Source organism: Kineococcus sp. GCM10028916, assembly GCF_042674865.1.
Lineage (GTDB): Bacteria > Actinomycetota > Actinomycetes > Actinomycetales > Kineococcaceae > Kineococcus.
Map to the genome: position 1 here is coordinate 200,187 of NZ_JBHTFM010000001.1, position 22,474 is coordinate 222,660.

The 22,474-nt window shown below is 71.3% G+C and carries 20 protein-coding genes and 1 tRNA gene; 18 read left to right on the forward strand and 3 right to left on the reverse strand.

Annotation, left to right across the window (positions count from 1 at the left end; translation table 11 throughout):
- Nucleotides 1–48: 48 nt before the first annotated feature.
- Complete coding sequence (gene hisF, locus ACFQ46_RS01025; protein WP_380256316.1) at nucleotides 49–822, forward strand: imidazole glycerol phosphate synthase subunit HisF; 774 nt, start codon at nucleotides 49–51, stop codon at nucleotides 820–822.
- Here hisF and ACFQ46_RS01030 read toward each other — a convergent pair.
- Entirely contained in the window at nucleotides 819–1,472 is a 654-nt protein-coding gene (locus tag ACFQ46_RS01030; RefSeq protein WP_380256318.1) for a TIGR03085 family metal-binding protein, read from the reverse strand. The two genes, hisF and ACFQ46_RS01030, sit on opposite strands and share 4 nt — an antisense overlap.
- A 61-nt stretch (nucleotides 1,473–1,533) precedes the next feature.
- Between ACFQ46_RS01030 and hisI the strand changes: the two genes are divergently transcribed.
- The 10 genes from hisI (at nucleotide 1,534) to ACFQ46_RS01080 (ending at nucleotide 14,112) form a co-directional block, all read left to right on the forward strand.
- A complete protein-coding gene (gene hisI / locus ACFQ46_RS01035) occupies nucleotides 1,534–1,890 on the forward strand; it encodes a phosphoribosyl-AMP cyclohydrolase (protein WP_380256320.1) in 357 nt (118 codons plus the stop codon).
- A complete protein-coding gene (locus tag ACFQ46_RS01040; protein ID WP_380256322.1) occupies nucleotides 1,887–2,483 on the forward strand; it encodes a Trp biosynthesis-associated membrane protein in 597 nt (198 codons plus the stop codon). Before hisI ends, ACFQ46_RS01040 begins: the two co-directional genes overlap by 4 nt.
- Before the next feature lie 112 nt (nucleotides 2,484–2,595).
- The gene (locus ACFQ46_RS01045; RefSeq protein ID WP_380256324.1) at nucleotides 2,596–2,901 is read left to right on the forward strand and encodes an HGxxPAAW family protein; all 306 of its coding nucleotides are present in this window, start codon (nucleotides 2,596–2,598) and stop codon (nucleotides 2,899–2,901) included.
- Between the two features lie 78 nt (nucleotides 2,902–2,979).
- Entirely contained in the window at nucleotides 2,980–3,804 is an 825-nt protein-coding gene (gene trpC, locus ACFQ46_RS01050; protein ID WP_380256326.1) for an indole-3-glycerol phosphate synthase TrpC, read from the forward strand.
- On the forward strand, nucleotides 3,801–5,114 hold the full coding sequence (trpB, locus tag ACFQ46_RS01055) for a tryptophan synthase subunit beta (RefSeq protein WP_380256328.1): 1,314 nt from the start codon (nucleotides 3,801–3,803) through the stop codon (nucleotides 5,112–5,114). The genes trpC and trpB overlap by 4 nt, the downstream gene beginning before the upstream one ends.
- Entirely contained in the window at nucleotides 5,111–5,935 is an 825-nt protein-coding gene (gene trpA, locus ACFQ46_RS01060) for a tryptophan synthase subunit alpha (protein ID WP_380256330.1), read from the forward strand. The genes trpB and trpA overlap by 4 nt, the downstream gene beginning before the upstream one ends.
- 40 nt (nucleotides 5,936–5,975) lie before the next feature.
- Nucleotides 5,976–6,800 (forward strand): DsbA family protein, encoded by an 825-nt coding sequence (locus ACFQ46_RS01065; protein WP_380256332.1) that lies wholly within the window; start codon nucleotides 5,976–5,978, stop codon nucleotides 6,798–6,800.
- On the forward strand, nucleotides 6,797–7,798 hold the full coding sequence (lgt, locus tag ACFQ46_RS01070; protein ID WP_380256334.1) for a prolipoprotein diacylglyceryl transferase: 1,002 nt from the start codon (nucleotides 6,797–6,799) through the stop codon (nucleotides 7,796–7,798). Before ACFQ46_RS01065 ends, lgt begins: the two co-directional genes overlap by 4 nt.
- A gap of 241 nt (nucleotides 7,799–8,039) precedes the next feature.
- Nucleotides 8,040–12,662, forward strand: coding sequence for a glutamate synthase large subunit (gltB, locus tag ACFQ46_RS01075; protein WP_380256336.1), 4,623 nt, complete (start codon nucleotides 8,040–8,042; stop codon nucleotides 12,660–12,662).
- Nucleotides 12,655–14,112 (forward strand): glutamate synthase subunit beta, encoded by a 1,458-nt coding sequence (locus tag ACFQ46_RS01080; RefSeq protein WP_380256338.1) that lies wholly within the window; start codon nucleotides 12,655–12,657, stop codon nucleotides 14,110–14,112. The genes gltB and ACFQ46_RS01080 overlap by 8 nt, the downstream gene beginning before the upstream one ends.
- Nucleotides 14,113–14,191: 79 nt before the next feature.
- Here the strand turns inward: ACFQ46_RS01080 and ACFQ46_RS01085 are convergent, their stop codons facing one another.
- The gene (locus tag ACFQ46_RS01085) at nucleotides 14,192–14,572 is read right to left on the reverse strand and encodes a hypothetical protein (RefSeq protein ID WP_380156606.1); all 381 of its coding nucleotides are present in this window, start codon (nucleotides 14,570–14,572) and stop codon (nucleotides 14,192–14,194) included.
- Nucleotides 14,573–14,722: 150 nt separating this feature from the next.
- Here ACFQ46_RS01085 and pyk point away from each other — a divergent pair, with 150 nt between their 5' ends.
- Nucleotides 14,723–16,162: a pyruvate kinase gene (gene pyk / locus ACFQ46_RS01090; RefSeq protein WP_380256340.1), complete on the forward strand. Its 1,440-nt coding sequence runs from the start codon at nucleotides 14,723–14,725 to the stop codon at nucleotides 16,160–16,162.
- A 164-nt stretch (nucleotides 16,163–16,326) separates the two neighbouring features.
- Here pyk and ACFQ46_RS01095 read toward each other — a convergent pair.
- A tRNA-Leu gene (locus ACFQ46_RS01095) sits at nucleotides 16,327–16,400 on the reverse strand.
- Between the two features lie 110 nt (nucleotides 16,401–16,510).
- Here ACFQ46_RS01095 and ACFQ46_RS01100 point away from each other — a divergent pair.
- The 6 genes from ACFQ46_RS01100 to ACFQ46_RS01125 all read left to right on the forward strand — a co-directional run bounded on the left by ACFQ46_RS01100 (nucleotide 16,511) and on the right by ACFQ46_RS01125 (nucleotide 22,409).
- A complete protein-coding gene (locus ACFQ46_RS01100; protein WP_328295954.1) occupies nucleotides 16,511–17,137 on the forward strand; it encodes a response regulator in 627 nt (208 codons plus the stop codon).
- Between the two features lie 302 nt (nucleotides 17,138–17,439).
- On the forward strand, nucleotides 17,440–18,621 hold the full coding sequence (locus ACFQ46_RS01105) for a branched-chain amino acid ABC transporter substrate-binding protein (protein WP_380256342.1): 1,182 nt from the start codon (nucleotides 17,440–17,442) through the stop codon (nucleotides 18,619–18,621).
- A gap of 84 nt (nucleotides 18,622–18,705) precedes the next feature.
- Nucleotides 18,706–19,695, forward strand: coding sequence for a branched-chain amino acid ABC transporter permease (locus ACFQ46_RS01110; RefSeq protein ID WP_380256344.1), 990 nt, complete (start codon nucleotides 18,706–18,708; stop codon nucleotides 19,693–19,695).
- On the forward strand, nucleotides 19,692–20,840 hold the full coding sequence (locus ACFQ46_RS01115; RefSeq protein WP_380256346.1) for a branched-chain amino acid ABC transporter permease: 1,149 nt from the start codon (nucleotides 19,692–19,694) through the stop codon (nucleotides 20,838–20,840). The genes ACFQ46_RS01110 and ACFQ46_RS01115 overlap by 4 nt, the downstream gene beginning before the upstream one ends.
- Nucleotides 20,833–21,660 (forward strand): ABC transporter ATP-binding protein, encoded by an 828-nt coding sequence (locus ACFQ46_RS01120; RefSeq protein WP_380256348.1) that lies wholly within the window; start codon nucleotides 20,833–20,835, stop codon nucleotides 21,658–21,660. Before ACFQ46_RS01115 ends, ACFQ46_RS01120 begins: the two co-directional genes overlap by 8 nt.
- The gene (locus ACFQ46_RS01125) at nucleotides 21,657–22,409 is read left to right on the forward strand and encodes an ABC transporter ATP-binding protein (RefSeq protein ID WP_328295959.1); all 753 of its coding nucleotides are present in this window, start codon (nucleotides 21,657–21,659) and stop codon (nucleotides 22,407–22,409) included. The genes ACFQ46_RS01120 and ACFQ46_RS01125 overlap by 4 nt, the downstream gene beginning before the upstream one ends.
- Nucleotides 22,410–22,474: the final 65 nt, after the last annotated feature.

Sequence of the window (22,474 nt, forward strand, 5' to 3'; positions counted from 1 at the left end):
GCCACCGTAGCGGTCGGGCCCCGACGCGGCCCCGTCTAGTCTGACCCCGTGAGCGTCGCCGTCCGTGTCATCCCCTGCCTCGACGTCGATGCCGGCCGCGTCGTCAAGGGCGTCAACTTCGCCGACCTGCGGGACGCCGGTGACCCCGTCGAACTCGCGCGGCGCTACGACGCCGAGGGCGCCGACGAGCTGACGTTCCTCGACGTCACCGCCTCCTCCGGCTCGCGGGAGACCACCTACGACGTCGTGCGCCGCACCGCGGAGCAGGTCTTCATCCCCCTCACCGTCGGTGGCGGTGTCCGCAGCGTCGCCGACGTCGAGAAGCTGCTGCGCGCCGGCGCGGACAAGGTGGGCGTGAACACCGCGGCCATCGCCCGTCCCGAACTCGTCGCCGAGATCGCCGACCGCTTCGGCGCGCAGGTCCTCGTGCTCTCCGTCGACGCCCGCCGGACCCTGCCCGGCGAACCCACCACCGCGTCCGGCTTCGAGGTCACCACCCACGGTGGCCGACGGGGGACCGGCCTCGACGCCGTCGAGTGGGCCGCCCGCGCCGCCGACCTCGGCGCCGGGGAGATCCTGCTGAACTCCATGGACGCCGACGGCACCAAGGCCGGCTTCGACCTCGAGATGCTCGGCCAGGTCCGCGCCCGGGTCAGCGTCCCCCTCGTCGCCAGCGGCGGCGCCGGGGCCGTCGAGCACTTCCCGCCGGCCGTCGCCGCGGGCGCCGACGCCGTCCTCGCCGCCAGCGTCTTCCACTTCGGCCAGCTCACCATCGGCGAGGTCAAGGACGCGCTGCGGGCCAGCGGGTCCGCCGTCCGCTAGCCCGGGAAGGCCTTTCGGAAGCGCTGCACCGCAGCGGGAGTGCCGTCGATCTCGACCTTCGCCCGACTGCGCCGACCGAACGCGTGCAGCACCAGCTCCGCCGGTTCACCCGTGAGCGAGACGGCCTCCTCACCGGAGCGGACGACGGCGCGCGGGCCGCCCGGGGTGACCAGCACGACCCCGACCCCGGCACGGCGGTAGGCGACACGACCCATCACCCTCACCGTGCGCCACAGCGTCGCCGTCTGCCCCCGGGGGAGCTCGCGCGGGGCCCAGTCGTCCTGGGCCCGCAGGATGTCCTCGTGGTGGACGAAGAACTCCGAGGTGTTCGCCAGGCTGTCCAGCGCCTGCAGCTTCAGCGGCCCGTGCGGGCCGTTGCGCACCCGCTCCACCAGCTCCTCGAAGGGCTGTGCGCCCAGTTCCGCCAGTACCCGCTCGCGCCGCGGGCGCAACGGGCCCACGGCCTCGCCCAGCACCACGTCCGGTCGGTTGTCGCGCACGGCCAGGTGCACCAGCAGGTCGCGCACGTCCCAGCCCGCGCAGAGCGTCGGCGCGTCGGGACCGACCCGCGAGGCGCTGTCGCACAGCGCGTCACGCTCCCGCCGGGCGTCGGTGCGGTGGCTGCTGCGGGGGGCCTGCGCCGTCGTCATGGCCAGATCGTGCCACCCGGGGCGGAGCGCACCACGCGCGGGCGGTGAGACCATCGTCCCCGTGTCGTCCCTCGATCTCGATCCCCACGTCGCCGAGCGGCTCAAGCGCGACGAGGCCGGACTGGTCTGCGCCGTCGTGCAGCAGCACGACACCCGGGAGGTGCTGATGGTCGCCTGGATGGACGACGAGGCGCTCGCGAGCACGCTGGCCACCGGCCGGGCCACCTACTTCTCCCGCAGCCGCCAGCAGTTGTGGCGCAAGGGCGACACGTCGGGGCACGTCCAGTGGGTCAAGAAGGTCTCGCTGGACTGCGACGGCGACGCCCTCCTCGTCGAGGTCGACCAGGTCGGGGCCGCCTGCCACACCGGCGACCGCACGTGCTTCGACGCCGTGACGCTGCCCCTCCTGCCGGCGTGAACGCCGGACGCGAACGCGGTCTGCTGTTGCTCGCCGGGATCGCGGGAGCCGTCGTCGGCCTCGGGGCCGGTGCGCCGACGTGGGTGAGGGGGGCCGTGGAGACCGCCACCGGTGCGAGCGCCGTGCTCGTGAACGGCCGCGACGCCGCCCCCGTCGCCACCGCGCTGAGCCTGGTCAGCCTCGCCGCCGTGGTGGCCTCGACGCTGGGGCGCCGGGTGGCGCGGCTCGTGGCCGCGGTGGTCCTCGTCCTCGGCGGGGCCGGGACGGTCGTGGCCAGCCTGGCCGTCACCTCGGACCCGTCCGCGGCGCTGACCGCACCCGCCCGGGCCGCCAGCGGGACGACCGGGGTCCGCCTCCAGGGCGACCCGTCGGTGCGGCCCTGGCCCGTGGTCTCCGCCGTCGGCGGGGTGCTGGTGCTCGTCGGCGGGGCGGGGGTGCTGGTGCGGACGCGGCGCTGGAACGCGGCCACGCCGTCCGCCGGCTCCACCCGCCACGAACGCGACGCCACCCGCGCCGCGGTCACCCTGGCCCCCCACGAGGACCCCGCCGCGGCCTGGGACTCCCTGACCCAGGGCGACGACCCCACTCGCTGAACTCGCTGAACCCGCTGGACCCGCCCACCCGCTCGACCCACCGCGGCGGGCGGCCGGGCCGGGGGAGTAGGTACGGTGTGCGTAGTACGCCCCCCACCTCCAGGAGCCCACCGTGAGCAGCCAGCAGACCCCCTCGAACAGCCACGGGGCGAACGACTCGACCACCCGCGGAGCCACCGACGTCGTCGACGAGCACGGTCACGGCCACAGCGTCGCGGCCTGGGCCGGTGTCGCGGTCTGCCTCGCCGGGTTCCTCATCCTCTGCCTCGCGATCGTCTTCCCCAGCCTGACCTGGGGGATCATCGGCGGCGTCGTCATCGTGGCCTCCCTGGCCGTCGCGGGCGGGCTGGCCAAGGCCGGCTACGGCGTCAAGAAGGCCGACGGCACCCCCGTCGGCGTCGGCCGCGCCCAGCACTGAGGAAGCTCTCCTGTCCGCCGTCGCGACGGGGTCAGGACGGTGTCGGGGCGTGTCGGTGAGCGGGGATACCCTCGTGCTGTGACTGTCCTCGACGACATCCTGGCCGGCGTCCGTGAGGACCTGGCCGCCCGCAAGGCGCTGACCACCCTCGACGAGCTGAAGGACCGCGCCCACCGTCAGGTCGCGGCGAAGGACGCCCGTGCGCTGCTCAAGCCGCGCGACGTGGAGCAGCGCGGGGTGAAGGTCATCGCCGAGGTGAAGCGCAAGAGCCCCTCCAAGGGCGCTCTCGCCACCATCCCGGACCCGGCCGCCCTCGCCGCGCAGTACGAGCTCGGCGGCGCCACCGTCATCTCCGTCCTCACTGAGCAGCGCCGCTTCGGCGGCAGCCTCGACGACCTCCGTGCGGTGCGCCTCGCCGTGGACGTCCCGGTGCTGCGCAAGGACTTCGTCGTGGATTCGTACCAACTGTGGGAGGCCCGCGCCTGGGGAGCCGACGTCGTGCTCCTCATCGTGGCCGCCCTCGAACAGGAAGCTCTCGTGTCCCTCATCGAACGCACCCAGTCCCTGGGCATGACCGCGCTGGTGGAGGTGCACACGGCCGAGGAGGTCGCGCGCGCCCTCGACGCCGACGCGAAGGTCATCGGGGTAAACAACCGCAACCTCAAGACCCTCCAGGTCGACAACGGCACCTTCGCCGACCTCGCTCCGCTCGTCCCCGACCACGTCGTCAAGATCGCCGAGTCGGGCGTGTCCGGTCCCCGCGACGTCGTCGAGTTCGCCCGCGCGGGCGCGGACGCCGTCCTCGTCGGCGAGACCCTGGTCAAGGGTGCGGACCCCCGTCGCGCGGTCGCCGACCTCGTCGCCGCCGGCGCGCACCCCTCCATCCAGGCGGTGCGCCCGTGAGCGCCTCCGCCGGGGTCAACGAGACGCCTCCGTCCACCCCCGCTCGCAGCTTCGCCCAGGAACGCGGCCCGTACTTCGGTGACTTCGGCGGCCGCTTCGTCCCGGAAGCGCTGGTCGCGGCGCTCGACGAGATCGAGGCCGCCCACAACGCGGCCATGGCCGACGAGGGCTTCCTCGCCGAGCTCGCCGAACTGCACCGCAGCTACTCCGGTCGTCCCAGCATCATCACCGAGGTCCCGCGCTTCGCGGCCCACGCCGGTGGGGCGCGGCTCATCCTCAAGCGCGAGGACCTGAACCACACCGGTTCGCACAAGATCAACAACGTGCTGGGCCAGGCGCTGCTCACCAAGCGGATGGGCAAGAAGCGGATCATCGCCGAGACCGGCGCCGGCCAGCACGGTGTCGCCACCGCCACCGCCGCGGCCCTGATGGGTCTCGAGTGCGTCGTCTACATGGGCGAGGAGGACACCAAGCGGCAGGCGTTGAACGTCGCCCGCATGCGTCTTCTCGGCGCGACCGTCGTGCCCGTCACGGCCGGCAGCCGCACCCTGAAGGACGCCGTCAACGAGGCCTTCCGCGACTGGGTCGCCTCCGTCGACACCACCCACTACGCCTTCGGCACGGTCGCGGGACCGCACCCGTTCCCGGTGCTGGTCCGCGACCTGCAGAGCGTCGTCGGCATCGAGGCGCGCCAGCAGGTGCTCGACCTCGTCGGCCGGCTGCCCGACGCCGTCGCGGCGTGCGTCGGCGGCGGGTCGAACGCCATCGGCATCTTCCACGGCTTCCTCGACGACCCGGGCGTCGCGCTGCACGGCTACGAGGCCGGCGGCGACGGGATCGAGACCGGCCGCCACGCCGCGCCGATCTCGGCCGGCGTCACCGGGGTCTTCCAGGGTGCCCGCCAGTACGTCATGCAGGACGACGACGGTCAGACGATCGAGTCCCACTCCATCTCCGCCGGCCTGGACTACCCGGGCGTCGGACCGGAGCACGCGTGGCTGGCGGCCAGCGGTCGCGCCTCGTACCACCCGGTCACCGACGCCCAGGCGATGGAGGCGTTCCGCCTGCTCTGCCGCACCGAGGGGATCATCCCCGCGATCGAGAGCTCGCACGCCCTCGCCGGTGCGCTGGAGCTGGGCAAGGAACTCGGCTCGGACGCCGTCATCCTCGTCAACCTCTCCGGGCGCGGGGACAAGGACGTCGACACCGCGGCGCGCTGGTTCGACCTCGTCAGCGACGCCGACCTCGTCGCCTCCGAAGCCGAGCGGGTCTCCGAAGCCCCCGAGAAGACCGAAGGATCCGGCTGGTGAGCACTCTGGAGAGCCCCGCACGCGTGGGCAAGGCCGCTGCTGCGGTGGACCGGGCGAAGTCCGAGGGGCGCGCGGCGCTCGTCGCGTACCTCCCGGTCGGCTACCCCGACGTCGACGCCTCGATCGACGCGGCCAAGGCCGCCGTCGCGGGGGGTGCGGACATCATCGAGCTCGGGTTGCCCTACTCCGACCCGACCATGGACGGGCACACCATCCAGCAGGCGGTCGACGTCGCCCTGGCCCACCGGACCCGGCCCGTCGACGTCCTGCGGGCCGTCGAGGGGGTCGCCGCCACCGGCGCCGCCACCCTCGTCATGACCTACTTCCCGCCGATCGACCGCTACGGCATGGACCGCTGGGCGACCGACCTGGCCAACGCCGGGGGAGCGGGGCTCATCACGCCCGACCTCATCCCCGACGAGGCCGCCGCCTGGATCGCCGCCAGCGACGACCACGACCTGGAACGCGTGTTCCTCGTCGCTCCGAGCTCGACCGACGCCCGGCTGACGACCACGGCGGCCGCGTGCCGCGGGTTCGTCTACGCGGCGTCGTTGATGGGGGTCACAGGAACGCGTGCCACGGTGGGTGCGGGAGCGTCGGAACTCGTCCGACGCACCCGCGCGGCCGGTGCCGAACGCGTCTGCGTCGGCCTCGGGGTCTCCACCCCGGCGCAGGCGACCGAGGTCGCGGGCTACGCCGACGGCGTCATCGTCGGCTCGGCCTTCGTCCAGCGCCTGCTCGACGCGGACTCGCCCCTCGCGGGGGCGCGTGCCGTGGAGGAGCTCGCCCGTGCCCTCTCCGAGGGTGTCCGCGCCGGCTGAACGCCTTCACCGACGAGAACCCCGACGAGGAGAACCTGCGTTGAGCACGAAGAAGCCCGGTGGCAACCCCGCACGAGCCGGGGAGGCCGAGGACGCGCGCGAAGCCCGGCGCAAGAAGGCCGCGGCCCTGCGCCAGCGCGAGCTGGCCCGCGAACGCAGCCGCCGGGTGGTGCTCATCAGCATCGCCGTCGTCGTGGTCCTGGCGCTGGTCGCCGTGGTCGTCGTCGTGATCCGACGGGCGAGCGAGCCCACCGCCACGGCAGCGCAGCAGATCCCCGCCAGCGCCGGGGCCGCGGGGGCCGGGTACGTCCTGCCGGGCACTCCGGCCGCCGGGGCGCCGACGGTGGACATCTGGGTCGACTACCAGTGCCCCTACTGCAAGCAGTTCGAGACCGCGGCCGGGGAGAGCTACCTCGCCATGGCCGCGGCCGGGCAGGCCAAGGTCGTGGTGCACACCCTGACCTTCCTCGACGGCAACCTCGGCAACACCGCCTCGCAGCTCGCGGCCGAAGGGGCGGCCGCAGCCGAAGCGCAGGGGAAGTTCCCGGAGTACACGACCACGGTCTTCGCCAACCAGCCGGAGGAGGGCGTCGGCTACACCGTGGCCACTCTGCGTGACCTGGCGAAGGAGGCGGGGGTGCCCGACCTCGACGCCTGGCAGAAGGCCGTCGAAGGTCACGCCTACCGCGACTACGTCGACTCCGTCGAGGACTCGATGAAGGCCGCCGGGGTCAGCGGTACCCCGACCATCACCGTCACCCCCGTCGGCGGGGAGAAGAAGGAGATCCCGACCGCGGACCTCCTCGGCTCCGACCCGGCCGGCGCTCTGCAGCAGGCCGTGACCGCCGCGACGGCCGCGCCGTGATCCCCGCCGCCCTGACCTCCGCCCTCCCCAGCCCCACGGTCGCCGTGTGGCACCTGGGCCCGATCCCGGTGCGCGCGTACGCGTTGTGCATCGTGCTCGGGATCGTCGCCGGCGTGGTCATCGCCGAGCGGCGCTGGCAGGCCAAGGGCGGCCGCAAGGACTTCGTCCTCGACGCCGCGGTGTGGGCCGTCCCGCTCGGCGTGGTCGGGGCGAGGCTGTACCACGTCATCACCTCCCCCCAGGCGTACTTCGGTGCGGACGGCAGCCCGGTCCGCGCCCTCTACGTCTGGGAGGGCGGGCTCGGGATCTGGGGCGCGATCGCCGGTGGAGCCCTCGGGGTGTGGATCGCCTGCCGTCGGGCCGGGTACCGGCTCGCGCCGATGGCGGACGCGATGGCCCCGGGTCTGCTGGTCGCGCAGGCCCTGGGCCGCTGGGGCAACTGGTTCAACAACGAGCTCTACGGTCGCTCCACCGACGTGCCCTGGGCCCTGACCGTCCACCGCTGGGACGAGTCGGCCGGCCGCGCCGTCGTGGGTGCCGACGGCAACCCCGTGGTGCTCGGCACCTTCCACCCGACGTTCCTCTACGAGTCGCTGTGGTGCGCGGCGGTGGCGGTCGTGATCGTGCTGCTCGACCGGCGCTTCCGGCTGCGCCACGGACAGGCGTTCCTGCTCTACGTGGCGCTGTACTGCCTGGGCCGCAGCTACTTCGAGGATCTCCGCATCGACCAGGCCAACGAGATCCTGGGCCTGCGGGTCAACCAGTGGGTGGCGGGCATCGTCTTCGTGGTCGCACTCGTCGCGTTCATCCGTTCACGCAGGGTGCACAGGAACGATCGTGGTCAGCCCGAGGTCCTGGAACGGGTAGCCTCCTCCGAGTCGCCGGCGGTCACCCCGTCCCGTGACGAAGCGATGCAGACCGGCGGACCGACCGTCACCGCGACTGCCGATCACCCTCCGCTGGACCGCGAAGAACGCCCGGACGCGCGCAATTCGTGATGATCCGGTGACGCGGTAGTGCGCCTGAGCACCGCGTCTCGCGCGTTACAGTGAGGTGAACGCGGGCCAGCGCCGCCCCCCGTTCGTGGTGCGCGCCCTCCAGGCGTGAGCCTCATCTCGAAGAGACCCACCCGGCTCGCCGAGATCGCCACCCGTGTGGCGAACGCTCGAGGAGATCCGTCGAGAGACCCCCTGTCCACTCGAGGTCGATCGCGACCTCTCTCCGAGGACGGTGCACTGCATGTCGCATTTCCCCGCGTCGCACCCGATCACCACGTCCGTGACCCGGCCGCTGACCCCGCCGGTCCGCCCGCTGCCGTTCACGTCGTTCCCGCCCTCGGCCGGTCTCTACGACCGAGCCAACGAGCACGACGCCTGTGGTGTCGCCTTCGTCGCCACCATGCGCGGCGAACCCGGTCACGACATCGTCGACCACGCCCTCACCGCCCTGCGCAACCTGGACCACCGGGGTGCGGTCGGCGCCGAGACCAACACGGGTGACGGGGCCGGCATCCTCACCCAGGTCCCCGACGAGTTCCTGCGTGCCGTCATGGCCGAGCAGGGCATCGAGCTCCCGGCCAAGGGGGCCTACGCCGTCGGCAACGCCTTCCTACCGGTGGACGAGACCGAACGCGCCGCCTCGGTCGCCCGCATCGAGGAGATCGCCGTCGCCGAGGGCCTCGACGTCCTCGGCTGGCGCGACGTGCCCGTGACGGCCGACCTCGTGGGCCAGCAGGCGCGCGCCGCGATGCCCTTCTTCGCCCAGCTCTTCGTCGCGACCCGCCGCGAGGGCCTGCAGGCGCAGGAGACCGGCATCGTCCTGGACCGCCGCGTCTACGCGCTGCGCAAGCTCGCCGAGCGCGAACTCGCCGTCTACTTCCCCTCCCTGTCCTCGCGGACCATGGTCTACAAGGGGATGCTCACCACCGGGCAGCTCGAGCCGTTCTTCCCCGACCTCTCCGACCGCCGGTTCACCTCCGAGCTCGGCCTGGTCCACTCCCGCTTCTCGACGAACACCTTCCCGAGCTGGCCGCTGGCGCACCCGTTCCGGGCCATCGCCCACAACGGCGAGATCAACACCGTCAAGGGCAACCGGAACTGGACCGCCGCCCGCGAGTCGACGATGTCCACCCCGCTCATCCCGGGTGACGTCCAGCGCCTCGGCCCGGTCTGCGCGACCGAGGGCTCCGACTCCGCCTCCTTCGACGAGGTCCTGGAGCTGCTGCACCTCAGCGGGCGTTCCCTCCCGCACGCGGTGCTGATGATGATCCCGGAGCCCTGGGAGAACAACACCGAGATGGACCCGGCCCGCCGGGCCTTCTACGAGTTCCACTCGATGTTCTCCGAGCCGTGGGACGGCCCGGCCAACCTCACCTTCACCGACGGCACCGTCATCGGCGGCGTCCTGGACCGCAACGGCCTGCGCCCCTCGCGGTACTGGGTCACCGACGACGGTCTCGTCGTGCTGGCCTCCGAGACCGGTGTGCTCGAGCTGGACCCGTCCTCGATCGTGGCCCGCGGCCGCGTCGCCCCCGGCAAGATGTTCCTCGTCGACACGGCCAAGGGCCGGATCGTCGACGACGAGGAGATCAAGTCCGAGCTCGCCGCCGCCCAGCCCTACGCCGAGTGGCTCAAGAACGTCGTCCACCTCGGGGACCTGCCCCCGCGCGAGCACATCGTGCACAGCCACGCCTCGGTCACGCGTCGTCAGCAGACCTTCGGCTACACCGAGGAGGAGCTGCGGCTCATCCTGGCGCCGATGGCCCGTGCGGCGGCCGAGCCGATCGGCTCGATGGGTTCCGACACCCCGCTCGCGGTGCTCTCGCCGCGCCCGCGGTTGCTCTTCGACTACTTCGCCCAGCTCTTCGCGCAGGTCACGAACCCGCCGCTGGACGCGATCCGCGAGGAGCTCGTCACCTCGCTGATCACCACCGCCGGGCCGCAGCAGAACCCGCTCTCGGAGTCGGCGGCGCACTGCCACCAGCTGGTCCTGCCGTTCCCGGTGATCGACAACGACGAGCTCGCGAAGATGGTCCACATCGACAAGGACCGTCGCAACCCCGGCCGCACCACCCACACCGTCAAGGGCCTGTACCGGGTCGCCGGCGGCGGGGCGGAACTCGCCCGTCGCATCGAGGAGATCCGCGCCGAGGTCTCGCGCGCCATCGCCGACGGCGCCGTCTTCGTCGTGCTCTCCGACCGCGACTCCAACGCCGAGTACGCGCCGATCCCGTCGCTGCTGCTCACCTCGGCCGTCCACCACCACCTCGTGCGCCAGAAGCTGCGCACGCAGGTCGGGCTGCTCGTCGAGGCCGGTGACGTCCGCGAGGTGCACCACGTCGCGCTGCTCATCGGGTACGGCGCGGCCGCGGTCAACCCCTACCTGGCCATGGAGACCGTCGAGGACCTCGTCCGCCACGGCGTCATCACCAACGTCGACGGCACCACGGCCGTGAAGAACCTCATCAAGGCGCTCGGCAAGGGCGTCCTGAAGGTCATGTCCAAGATGGGCATCTCGACCGTTGCGTCCTACCGCGGGGCGCAGGTCTTCGAGGCGCTGGGTCTCTCCCAGACCCTCGTCGACGAGTACTTCACCGCCACGACCTCCCGCCTCGGCGGCGTCGGCCTCGACGTCCTCGCCGAGGAGGTCTCCCAGCGGCACCGCCTCGCCTACCCCCTCGAGGGCCAGGAGCGCGCGCACCGCCGGCTGGAGACCGGGGGCGAGTACCAGTGGCGCCGTGAGGGTGAGCCGCACCTGTTCGACCCCGAGACCGTCTTCCAGCTGCAGCACTCCACGCGTCAGCGCAACGAGGGCCTCTTCCGCAAGTACACCTCCCGGGTGGACGAGCAGTCGGAACGGCTGATGACGCTGCGCGGTCTGCTGCAGCTGAAGAAGGGGGTCCGCGAGCCCGTCCCGCTCGACGAGGTCGAACCCGTCAGCGAGATCGTCAAGCGGTTCAACACCGGCGCGATGAGCTACGGCTCGATCAGCCAGGAGGCCCACGAGGTCCTCGCGGTCGCCATGAACCAGCTCGGCGGACGGTCCAACTCCGGTGAGGGCGGCGAGGACGTCGACCGCCTCTACGACCCGCAGCGGACCTCGCGCGTCAAGCAGATCGCCTCCGGCCGCTTCGGCGTCACGAGCAACTACCTGACGTCGGCGACCGACCTGCAGATCAAGGTCGCGCAGGGCGCCAAGCCCGGCGAGGGCGGTCAGCTGCCCGGGCACAAGGTGTACCCGAACATCGCCAGGACCCGGCACTCCACGCCGGGCGTCGGGCTCATCTCGCCGCCGCCGCACCACGACATCTACTCCATCGAGGACATCGCCCAGCTCATCCACGACCTGAAGAACGCGAACCCGGCCGCCCGGGTCCACGTGAAGCTGGTCTCCGAGGTCGGCGTCGGCACCGTCGCGACGGGCGTCTCCAAGGCCAAGGCCGACGTCGTGCTCATCTCGGGTGCCGACGGTGGCACGGGCGCCGCGCCGCTGACGAGCCTCAAGCACGCCGGCGGTCCCTGGGAGCTCGGTCTCGCCGAGACCCAGCAGACCCTCGTGGTCAACGGGCTGCGCGACCGGATCACCGTCCAGGTCGACGGGCAGTTCAAGACGGGCCGCGACGTCGTCATCGCCGCGCTGCTGGGCGCCGAGGAGTTCGGCTTCGCGACCGCCCCGCTGGTCGTGTCGGGCTGCATCATGATGCGCGTCTGCCAGTTGGACACGTGCCCGGTCGGCGTCGCGACGCAGAACCCGGAACTGCGGGCCCGCTTCACCGGCAAGGCCGAGTACATCGTGAACTTCTTCGAGTTCATCGCCCTCGAGGTGCGCGAGATGCTCGCCTCGCTCGGTTTCCGCTCGGTCGAGGAGGCCGTCGGCCACGTCGAGGTCCTCGACAGCCGTCGCGCCGTCTCGCACTGGAAGGCGTCCGGTCTGGACCTCTCGCCGATCCTGCACGCGCCGGTCCCGCCGGCGGGTACGACCCTCTACCGGTCCCAGACCCAGGACCACGGGCTGGAGAAGGCGCTGGACCACGTGCTCATCGAGCGCGCCTCCGGTGCCCTCGCCGACGGGACGCCGGTCCAGGTCGAGCTGCCCGTGCGCAACGTCAACCGCACCGTCGGCACCCTGCTGGGTCACGAGCTGACCCGGAAGTGGGGCGAGGACGGTCTGCCCGAGGGCACGATCGACGTGACCCTCACCGGGTCGGCCGGTCAGTCCCTCGGGGCGTTCCTGCCCCGGGGCATCACGTTGCGCCTCTTCGGCGACGCCAACGACTACGTCGGCAAGGGGCTCTCCGGCGGGACCGTCGTCGTGCGCCCCGACCGCGCCTCCGGTTCCCGGGGACGCGACATCGTCGCCGGCAACGTCATCGCCTACGGCGCCACGAGCGGTTCGCTCTTCCTGCGCGGTGAGGTCGGCGAACGCTTCTGCGTCCGCAACTCCGGGGCGACGGCGGTCGTCGAGGGGGTGGGCGACCACGCGCTGGAGTACATGACCGGCGGGGTGGTCGTGATCCTCGGCCGCGTCGGGCGCAACGTGGCCGCGGGCATGTCGGGCGGGTTCGCCCACGTGCTCGACCTCAAGGAGTCGCGCGTCAACCGCGACATGGTCGACGTCGTCCCGCTCGACGACGAGGCCGCCGCGACGGTGCACGGGCTGCTCGTGCGCCACCGCGACCACACCGACTCCACCACCGCCGCCAAGCTGCTCGCCGACTGGGGCACTGCGCGGCACCGTTTCTCGACGATCGTCCCGCGGGACTACCAGCGCGTCCTCGAGGTGCGGGCCAAGGCTGTCAGCGACGGCCTCGAACCCGACTCCGACGCCGTGCTCACCCGCATCATGGAGGCTTCGCATGGTTGATCCCCGGGGATTCCTCACCGTCCGGGAGCGGGAACTGCCCCCGCGCCGTCCCGTCCCGCTGCGCCTCATGGACTGGCGCGAGGTCTACGAGAAGCAGGACATGCAGCAGTTGCAGCGCCAGGCCGGGCGCTGCATGGACTGCGGCATCCCGTTCTGCCACAGCGCGTGCCCGCTGGGGAACCTCATCCCCGAGTGGAACGACCTGGTGAGTCGCGGTGACATGCACGAGGCCATCGAGCGCCTGCACGCGACGAACAACTTCCCGGAGTTCACCGGGAAGCTCTGTCCCGCGCCGTGCGAGTCGGCCTGCGTGCTGGGCATCAACCAGCCGCCGGTGACGATCAAGCAGGTCGAGGTGATGATCGCGGAGAACGCGGCCGAGAACGGCTGGCTGGAACCGCGCGTCCCCGAGCGCCTCACGGGCAAGACCGTCGCCGTCATCGGGTCCGGCCCGGCCGGGCTCGCGGCGGCGCAGCAGCTCACCCGGGCCGGTCACACCGTCGCCGTCTACGAGCGCGACGACAAGATCGGCGGGCTGATGCGCTACGGCATCCCCGAGTTCAAGATGGAACGCGCCGTCCTGGACCGCCGTCTCGCCCAGATGGAGGCCGAGGGCACCCGGTTCCGCGCCGGCGTCTCCATCGGTGAGGACATCACCGGCGAGCAGCTGCGGGACCGCTACGACGCCATCGTCGTCGCGACGGGCGCGACGGCGTGGCGCGACGTGGACCTGCCCGGCCGCGACCTGGCCGGCATCCACCAGGCCATGGAGTACCTGCCGCCCACCAACCGCGTCGCGGTCGGGGAGGAACGTCCCGCGGACCACATCGACGCGGCGGGTCTCGACGTCGTCGTCATCGGCGGCGGCGACACCGGCTCCGACTGCTACGGCACCGCCCTGCGCCAGGGGGCGAAGTCGGTCACGCAGCTGGACATCTACCCCCAGGCTCCGGGGGAGCGGCACGAGGCCGAACCGTGGCCGACGATGCCCAAGGTCTTCTCGGTGTCCTCCTCCCACGAGGAGGGCGGGGAGCGGAAGTTCTCCGCCTCGACCCAGGCGCTCATCGGCGAGGACGGTCACGTCACCGCGTTGCGCGTCGTCGAGGTCGAGAAGGTCGACGGCGTCTGGACCCCGATCGAGGGGACCCAGGAGGACCTCCCGGCCCAGCTCGTGCTGCTCGCGATCGGCTTCACCGGTCCCGAGCACGGTGGTCTGGTCGAGCAGCTCGGTCTGCAGGCCGACGCCCGCACCCGCTTCACCCGCACCCCGGGCTACGCGACCTCGACCCCGGGCGTCTACGTGGCCGGCGACGCCGGGCGTGGGCAGTCGCTCATCGTGTGGGCCATCGCCGAGGGCCGTGCCTGCGCGTCGGCCGTCGACGAGTTCCTCATGGGCGACACCGCGCTCCCGTCGCCCATCCGGGCCGACGCGGTGCCGCTGACCGCCTGATCGACCCGACTTCTGGGGGACTTTCCACCCTTCTCGTGCGCGGGAAGGGTGGAAAGTCCCCCAGAAGTGGTTCACCGGACTACCAGCCGGCGACCTCGTCCTTGTCGTAGGTCCAGACGGCGTTGTCGCTGAGCACGGTCACGTCGGCGGCGTGCCCGGACAACCCGCGGGCCTGTGCGGCGGCGGTGACGCGCGCGACCGCGTGCCGGGCCGCGCCCTGGGCGTCCAGACCGTCCCCGTCGACGCTGATGACGACGTCGTGGCGGGGTGCGTCGACCTGCTCGAGGCGCGGGTGGGTCGCGTGCAGGTCGGCCAGCAGCGTCTGCAACGCCCCCGGCGGCCAGCGGCGGTCCTCGTGCAGGCGCAGGTAGACGGCGTACTCGTGCTCGCTCCCCTCCTCCGCGAGTTCGTCGATCTCGCGGTCGAAGTCCTTCTGCTGCTGCGGTTCGTGCGCGTTCACGGGCCCAGTGTGACGGGGCCGGGGGAGTGCGGCCCGTCGAGGCCCCACCCACACGGCGCAGGCGTCGGGCAGGTGACGATCCGGTGAGTTCGAGGGTGCGCGGCGCGCCCCACGCACCGATCACCGCTGCGGGCGCAATAGGGTCTGGGTATGCGCAGAGCGAAGATCGTCTGCACCCTCGGACCCGCCGTGGCGGGTCCCGAAGGGTTGCAGTCACTGGTGGACGCCGGGATGGACGTCGCCCGGCTGAACTTGAGCCACGGTTCCCACGACGACCACCGGGCGAACTTCGAGGGGGTGCGATCGGCTGCGGCCGCCAGCGGACGCTCGGTCGCGATCCTCGCCGACCTGCAGGGTCCGAAGATCCGCCTCGGGAAGTTCGCCGCCGGTCCCCACGACCTCGCGGTCGGTGACGTGTTCACGATCACCACCGAGGAGATCGTCGGCACCAAGGACGTCTCGTCGACGACCTACAAGGGTCTGCCGGGCGACGTGTCGGTCGGCGACGCGATCCTCATCGACGACGGCAAGGTCGGCCTCGAGGTCACCGGGGTCGAGGGTCCCCGCGTCACCACCAAGGTGACCGTCCCCGGCCCCGTCAGCAACAACAAGGGCATCAACCTGCCCGGCGTGGCCGTGAGCGTCCCCGCCCTGTCCGAGAAGGACATCGAGGACCTCCGCTTCGCCCTCCAGCTCGGCGTCGACATGGTCGCGCTGTCGTTCGTCCGCTCCGCCGCGGACGCCGACGACGTGCACGCGATCATGGACGAGGAGGGGATCACCGTCCCCATCATCGCCAAGGTCGAGAAGCCGCAGGCCGTGCAGAACATCCGCGAGGTCGTCGCCGCCTTCGACGGCATCATGGTCGCCCGCGGTGACCTCGGGGTGGAGCTGCCCCTCGAAGAGGTGCCGCTGGTCCAGAAGCTCGCCATCGAGCTCGCCCGTCGTCAGGCCAAGCCCGTCATCGTCGCGACCCAGATGCTCGAGTCGATGATCACCGCGCCGCGTCCGACCCGCGCCGAGGCCTCGGACTGCGCCAACGCCGTCCTCGACGGCGCGGACGCGCTCATGCTCTCCGGCGAGACCAGCGTCGGCGCGTTCCCGTTCGAGGCGGTCCGCACGATGGCCCGCATCATCGAGAACACCGAGACCCACGGCGCGGAACGCATCGCCGCCCTCGGCACGGTGCCGCACACCAAGGGGGGCGCGGTCACCCTCGCGGCCGCCGAGATCGGCAAGCAGCTCGACGCCAAGCTGCTCGTGACCTTCACGCAGTCCGGGGACTCCGCCCGCCGCCTGTCCCGGTTGCGTTCCGGCATCCCGTTGCTGGCCTTCACCCCCGATGAGAAGACCCGCCGCCGCCTCGCGCTGTCCTGGGGCATCGAGCCCGAGTTCGCCGCGTTCATCTCCACCACCGACGAGATGGTGAAGGAGGTGGACCGTCGCCTCCAGGAGATGGGCCGCTGCGCCGTCGGTGACCTCGTCGTCATCGTCGCCGGTGCCCCCCCGGGCATCGCCGGTTCCACCAACGCCGTCCGCGTCCACCGGATCGGCGACGCCACGTCCGGATCGACCGCCGCCTACCGCTGACGGACGACGACGCAGCGCCCCCCGGCCAGGGACCACCTGGAGCCGGGGGGCGCTTCGTCGTCCTCGGGCCGTGCCGTCGGGGGCCGGAGACGACGAAGGCCCCGCAACGGCCCCTCCGGACCGGAGTCCGGGGAGCAGCTGCGGGGCCGACGACCGTTCACGCGTGCCCTGGGTGGGATTCGAACCCACACTGGTGCGAGTTTGAGTCGCATGCCTCTGCCGGTTGGGCTACCAGGGCGTCCCGGAGGATGCCGGATCACCTTACCGAAGCCGGAGCGGTGCCTTCGACACCCCTCGGGGACACCCGACGCGACGACGGGTCGTAGTAGGTGCGGGGTACGGACTAGGATGCCCTCCGTGACGAACACTCCCGACACCCCCGCCCCCTCCGCGACCACTCGTCGGGTGGTCGTCGCGGAGGACGAGGCCATCATCCGGCTCGACATCGTGGAGATGCTCACCGAGGCCGGGTACGACGTCGTCGGTCAGGCGGGTGACGGCGAGCAGGCCGTCGCGCTGGCCGAGGAGCACAAGCCCGACCTCGTGGTCATGGACATCAAGATGCCCATCCTCGACGGCATCTCCGCCGCGGAACGCATCGCCAAGGCCCGCATCGCGCCCGTCGTCCTGCTGACGGCGTTCTCGCAGGCCGAGCTCGTCGAACGCGCCCGCGACGCCGGCGCGATGGCCTACGTCGTGAAGCCGTTCACGTCCGCCGACCTGCTGCCGGCCGTCGAGATCGCGGTCAGCCGCTACCAGCAGATCATGGCGCTGGAGGACGAGGTCGCCGACCTCGCCGACCGCTTCGAGACGCGCAAGCTCGTCGACCGGGCCAAGTCGAAGCTGCAGACCCAGTTCGGCATGTCCGAGCCCGAGGCCTTCCGCTGGATCCAGAAGACCTCGATGGACAAGCGCCTCACGATGCGCGAGGTCGCGACGACGGTCATCAGCGCCGGCGGCGAGGACCGCGCCTGACGTTCTGCCCAGCAGCTCCCGTTGCGGTCACCGCACCACGACGACAGCCTCGACACGCGCTCCGCGCAGGTCGGGGTTGTTGTCGTTTCGGCGTCGATCCGGTCACGGAACGGAACATCTGCGCAGTTCCGGGGCTCGGTGTTGACCGATGTGTGTAACGACCCGGTGAACTCGTACACGCAATACCCCCGAAAGTGCTGTGCGCCCCCTAGTGTTCACCCCGGCTCCACCGCTCACGGGTGGTGCCCGCGGGTGCGTGCGTCGGTGCGCCTCCCGCGCCCACGGCCCAGGAGGACAAGCCAGTGCGCTCCATCGTCAAACTCGCGGCTCCGGCCGCGGCCGCCGCCCTCTTGCTCGCTGCGTGCGGCACCACCGGCGGCGACGACACCGCGACCGGCGGCGAGTCGAGCGGAGGCAGCAGCAGCTGCCCCTCCGACCTCAGCATCGGCTTCTTCGGCGCCCTCACCGGCCCCGACGCGAACCTGGGTGTCAACATCCAGAACGGCGTGAAGCTGGCCCTCAAGGAGCACAACGCCGAGTCCGGCGCGTGCCAGGTCAAGCTCACCCCCTTTGACTCCCAGGGTGACCAGAACCAGGCCCAGGGTCTGGCCCAGAAGGCCGCCGGCGACAAGAACCTCATCGGCCTCGTCGGTCCGGCGTTCTCCGGCGAGTCCAAGGTCGCCGACCCGATCTTCGCCGACCCCGACGTCAACCTCGTCGCGATCACCCCCTCGGCCACCAACCCCGCGCTGGCCGAGAACGGCTGGAAGACCTTCTTCCGCGTCCTGGGCAACGACGCCTCGCAGGGCCCGGCCGCCGCGTCCTACATCACCGGCACCCTGGGCAAGCAGAAGGTGTACGTCGTCGACGACTCCTCCGAGTACGGCAAGGGCCTGGCCGACCTCACCCGCAAGGGCCTGGGCGCGGCCGACATCAAGGACAACACCATCCAGAAGGGCCAGACGGACTTCTCGGCCGTCGTCGCCGACATCCGCGCCTCCGGCGCCGACGCCGTCTTCTTCGGCGGCTACTACGCCGAGGCCGGGCTGCTGCTCAAGCAGATGCGCGACGCGGGGCTGACCTCGGACCAGGTCGCCTTCGTCTCCGACGACGGCGCGAAGGACCAGGGGCTCATCACCGCGGCGGGCGAGTCCGCGGCCGAAGGTGCCTACCTCACCTGCCCGTGCCTGCCGCCGGACAAGGCCGGCGGCACCTTCGTCGCCGACTACACCAAGGAGAACGGTTCAGCGCCGGCCACCTACTCGGCCGAGGGCTACGACGCCGCGACGATCCTGCTCAAGGGCATCGCGGCCGGGAAGGTCACCCGCGCCGACCTGCTGTCCTACGTGGCCAGCTACGACGAGGCCGGTGTCACCAAGCAGCTGAAGTTCGACGACAAGGGTGAGCCCAGCGAGATCAGCGTCTGGGCCTACAAGGTCGAGGGCGGCCAGATCGTGGCCGACCAGGAGATCAAGGCTTCCTGACGTCGTCGACGGCCCCACCCGCCGCTGTGCGGGTGGGGCCGTCGCACGTCCTCACCGTCCCCCCGCTCGTTCCCCTCACCCCGGGTGGTTCCCCTGTCCACGTTTCTCGACCTGACATTCACAGGTCTGGTGATCGGCGCGATCTACGCCCTGTTCGCCCTCGGCTACACCCTCGTCTACGGCGTCCTGCGCCTCATCAACTTCGCGCACTCCGAAGTCTTCATGTGGGGCAGCTTCGGTGCCGTCTGGGCCATGACGCTGCTCGGTGCGCACTCCGGCATGAACTGGGTGGCCGCGATCGGGCTGCTGATCGTCGCGCTGGTCGTGGCCATGCTCGTCAGCGGTGGTGTCGCCCTCGTCGTCGAACGGATCGCCTACCGCCGCCTGCGTGAGAAGCACGCGCCGCCGCTGGTCGCGCTCATCTCGGCCATCGGGGCCTCCTTCATGCTGTCCGAGATCATGGGTCTGCGGGACCGCATCGCCGGCTGGGTCGGCCTCGACGGCGTCCTCGGCGACTACGTCCGCCAGGCCCGGGAGAACACCTCCTTCCCCAACCCGCTGCCCAACGTGCAGGTGCTGGCGGTCGGCGGTTTCGAGATCCGCAGCAACCAGCTCATCGTCCTCATCGCGGCGATCCTCATGATGGTCGCGCTCGACCAGTTCGTCAGCCGCTCCCGCCTCGGCCGGGGTGTCCGCGCCGTGTCGCAGAACCCCGAGGCCGCGGCGCTGATGGGGGTCAACCAGAAGCGCGTCGTCCAGCTGACGTTCTTCATCGGTGGCCTGATGGCCGGTGCAGCGGCGCTGCTGTACCTGCTGCACATCGGGGTCACCCGCTACAACGTCGGGTTCATCCTCGGCATCAAGGCCTTCACCGCCGCCGTCCTGGGCGGCATCGGCAACATCCGCGGCGCCCTCGTCGGCGGTCTCGTCCTCGGCCTGGCCGAGAACTACGCCACGTTGTTCGGGCTGGCGTCGTCGTGGAAGGACGTCGTGTCGTTCCTGCTGCTGATCGTCGTCCTGCTGTTCCGGCCCACCGGCATCCTCGGTGAGTCCCTCGGGAAGGCCCGCGCATGAGCACCTCCGCCACGGCGAAACCCGTGAAGCCGACCCTGGTCGACCGCTGGTCGGCCCTGCCCAAACCCGCCCAGATCCTGGTCTGGGTGCTCATCGCGGTCTTCTTCTTCGTCCTGCCGCTGATGAACCTGCCGATCGTGTCCACCCCGGACGCCGAGTTCGGGTCCGTGCTGGCCACCGTCGCGAACTACGCCCTCGTCGCCCTCGGCCTGAACATCGTGCTCGGCTACGCGGGTCTGCTCGACCTCGGGTACGTGGGTTTCTACGCCATCGGCGCCTACACCGTCGGGGTCGGCGGGTCGCTGCACGGCCACATCAACTGGTTCGTCCTGGTCATCCTGGCCGTCACCATCTCCACCGCGAGCGGTCTGCTCCTCGGGGCCCCGACCCTGCGGGTGCGCGGTGACTACCTGGCGATCGTGACCCTCGGGTTCGGCGAGATCATCCGTCTCACCGCCCTGAACTCCTCGTGGCTGAACCAGGCCCGCGGCATCACCGGGATCCCGCGTCCGCCGTCCACCGAACTGTTCGGCCTGCCCAGCCTGGTCTGGGACGGGGCGACGGCCCAGGTGGACCTCGGGGACGGCGCGAAGTCGATCTTCCTGAAGTTCGGACTGCTCGACGCGGTGCCGTACTACTGGCTGGCCCTGATCGTCATCATCGTCGTCCTCATCGCCGACAAGCTGCTGCAGGCCAGCCGCGTCGGCCGCGCGTGGGAGGCCACCCGCGAGGACGAGGAGGCCGCCGAGCTCAACGGGGTACCGACGTTCCGCTTCAAGCTGCTCGCGTTCGCCATGGGGGCGTTCGTCGGGGGGTTGTCGGGGGCGCTGTACGCCTCGCGCATCGGGTCGATCAACCCCGACTCGTTCATGATCCAGCTGTCGATGATGTTCCTCGCCGCCGTCGTCATCGGTGGTCAGGGCAACCGCTGGGGCGCCATCGTCGGTGGTGTCGTCGTGGCCTACCTGCCGGAACGCTTCCGCGAGTTCGCCGACTTCCGCATCGTCGTCTTCGGCCTGCTCCTGCTGCTGCTGGCGAACTTCCGCCCGCAGGGTCTGCTGCCACCGCGCCGGGCGAAGCGTGCCCAACGCGCCGACGCCGCCACCAAGGAACTCGAAGGGACCGAGGAGGGCGCTCGTGCCTGAGCTCACGAAGGACACCGGGAACACCGCACCGGCCCAGGCCGGCCGTGCGCTGCTGACCATGGAGAACGTCACCCTCAAGTTCGGCGGGGTCGTCGCCCTCAACGAGGTCTCCTTCGAGATCCGCGAGGGGGAGATCCTCGGCCTGATCGGCCCCAACGGCGCCGGCAAGACGACGTGCTTCAACGCCCTCACCGGCGTCTACCAGCCGACGTCGGGCCGGGTCGTCTTCGACGGGCAGCCGCTGGGCAAGCGCAAGCGGTTCCAGATCAACCGCCTCGGGATCGCCCGCACGTTCCAGAACATCCGTCTGTTCGGGAACATGACCGCGCGGGAGAACGTCCTCGTCGGGGCCGACTCCCACCACCGCTCGGGGGTGATCAACTCCCTGTTCCGGTTGCCCCGCCACCGGCGCGAGACCCGCGAGGGGCACCGGCTGGCCGACGAACTGCTCGAGATGATGGACCTCTCCCACCGGGCGGACGACCTGGCGCGCAACCTCTCCTACGGCGAGCAGCGCCGCCTGGAGATCGCCCGCGCCCTGGCCACCCGGCCGAAGCTGCTCTGCCTGGACGAACCCGCCGCGGGTTTCAACCCGGTCGAGAAGCAGCGGTTGATGGACCTGATCCGCCGGGTCCGGGACATGGGCAACACGGTCCTGCTCATCGAGCACGACATGCGCCTGGTCATGGGCGTCACCGACCGGATCGTCGTCCTGGAGTTCGGGAAGAAGATCGCCGACGGGCTCCCCGCGGACATCCGCAACGACCCCGCCGTCATCGCCGCCTACCTCGGCGTCGAGTCCGAGGAGGACGACCAGTGAGCACGCCGACGCAGAAGACCCTCGGTGAGACCCAGCTCGTCGTCGACGACCTCAGCGTCAACTACGGGCGCATCGAGGCCATCCGCAACGTCTCCTTCAGCGTCCCCCAGGGCGGGATCGCAACCCTCATCGGCGCCAACGGGGCCGGCAAGACGACCACGCTCAAGACGGTGTCGGGTCTGCGGACCGTGCGCACCGGCAGGATCGTGTTCGAGGGCGAGGACATCACCAAGGTGCCCTCGCACAAGCTCGTCACGAAGGGGCTCTGCCAGGCCCCGGAGGGACGGGGGACGTTCGTCGGGATGACGGTCGAGGAGAACCTCGACATGGGCGCCTACACCCGCAAGGACCGGCGCTCGGCGGCCTACCGGAGCGACCTCGACCGCGTCTACACGTTGTTCCCGCGGTTGAAGGAACGCCGTACCCAGTTCGCCGGGACGATGTCGGGCGGGGAGCAGCAGATGCTCGCCATCGGGCGTGCCCTCATGAGTCGACCCCGCGTGCTGCTCCTGGACGAGCCGTCCATGGGCCTCGCGCCCAAGCTCATCCAGCAGATCTTCTCGATCATCGTGGAGATCAACCAGCAGGGCACCACCGTCCTGCTCGTCGAGCAGAACGCCGCCCAGGCGCTGCGGATCTCCGACGTGGCCTACGTCCTGGAGACCGGAACCGTCGTGCGGACGGGCACGGGGGCCGAACTGGCCGCCGACGACTCCATCCGCGCCGCCTACCTCGGGGGCGACGTCTAGGTCCTCCCCGTCCGTCTCGACGCCGCAGACCCCGGGAGCCCCGCTCCCGGGGTCTGCGTGCGCCT

Excerpts from the sequence above, each read along its gene's own strand:
- pyk (WP_380256340.1), top strand. The coding sequence starts at position 14,723 with ATGCGCAGAGCGAAGATCGTCTGCACCCTCGGACCCGCCGTGGCGGGT.
- ACFQ46_RS01115 (WP_380256346.1), top strand. The coding sequence starts at position 19,692 with ATGAGCACCTCCGCCACGGCGAAACCCGTGAAGCCGACCCTGGTCGAC.
- ACFQ46_RS01080 (WP_380256338.1), top strand. The coding sequence starts at position 12,655 with ATGGTTGATCCCCGGGGATTCCTCACCGTCCGGGAGCGGGAACTGCCC.
- ACFQ46_RS01030 (WP_380256318.1), bottom strand. The coding sequence starts at position 1,472 with ATGACGACGGCGCAGGCCCCCCGCAGCAGCCACCGCACCGACGCCCGG.
- ACFQ46_RS01100 (WP_328295954.1), top strand. The coding sequence starts at position 16,511 with ATGCCCTCCGTGACGAACACTCCCGACACCCCCGCCCCCTCCGCGACC.
- gltB (WP_380256336.1), top strand. The coding sequence starts at position 8,040 with ATGTCGCATTTCCCCGCGTCGCACCCGATCACCACGTCCGTGACCCGG.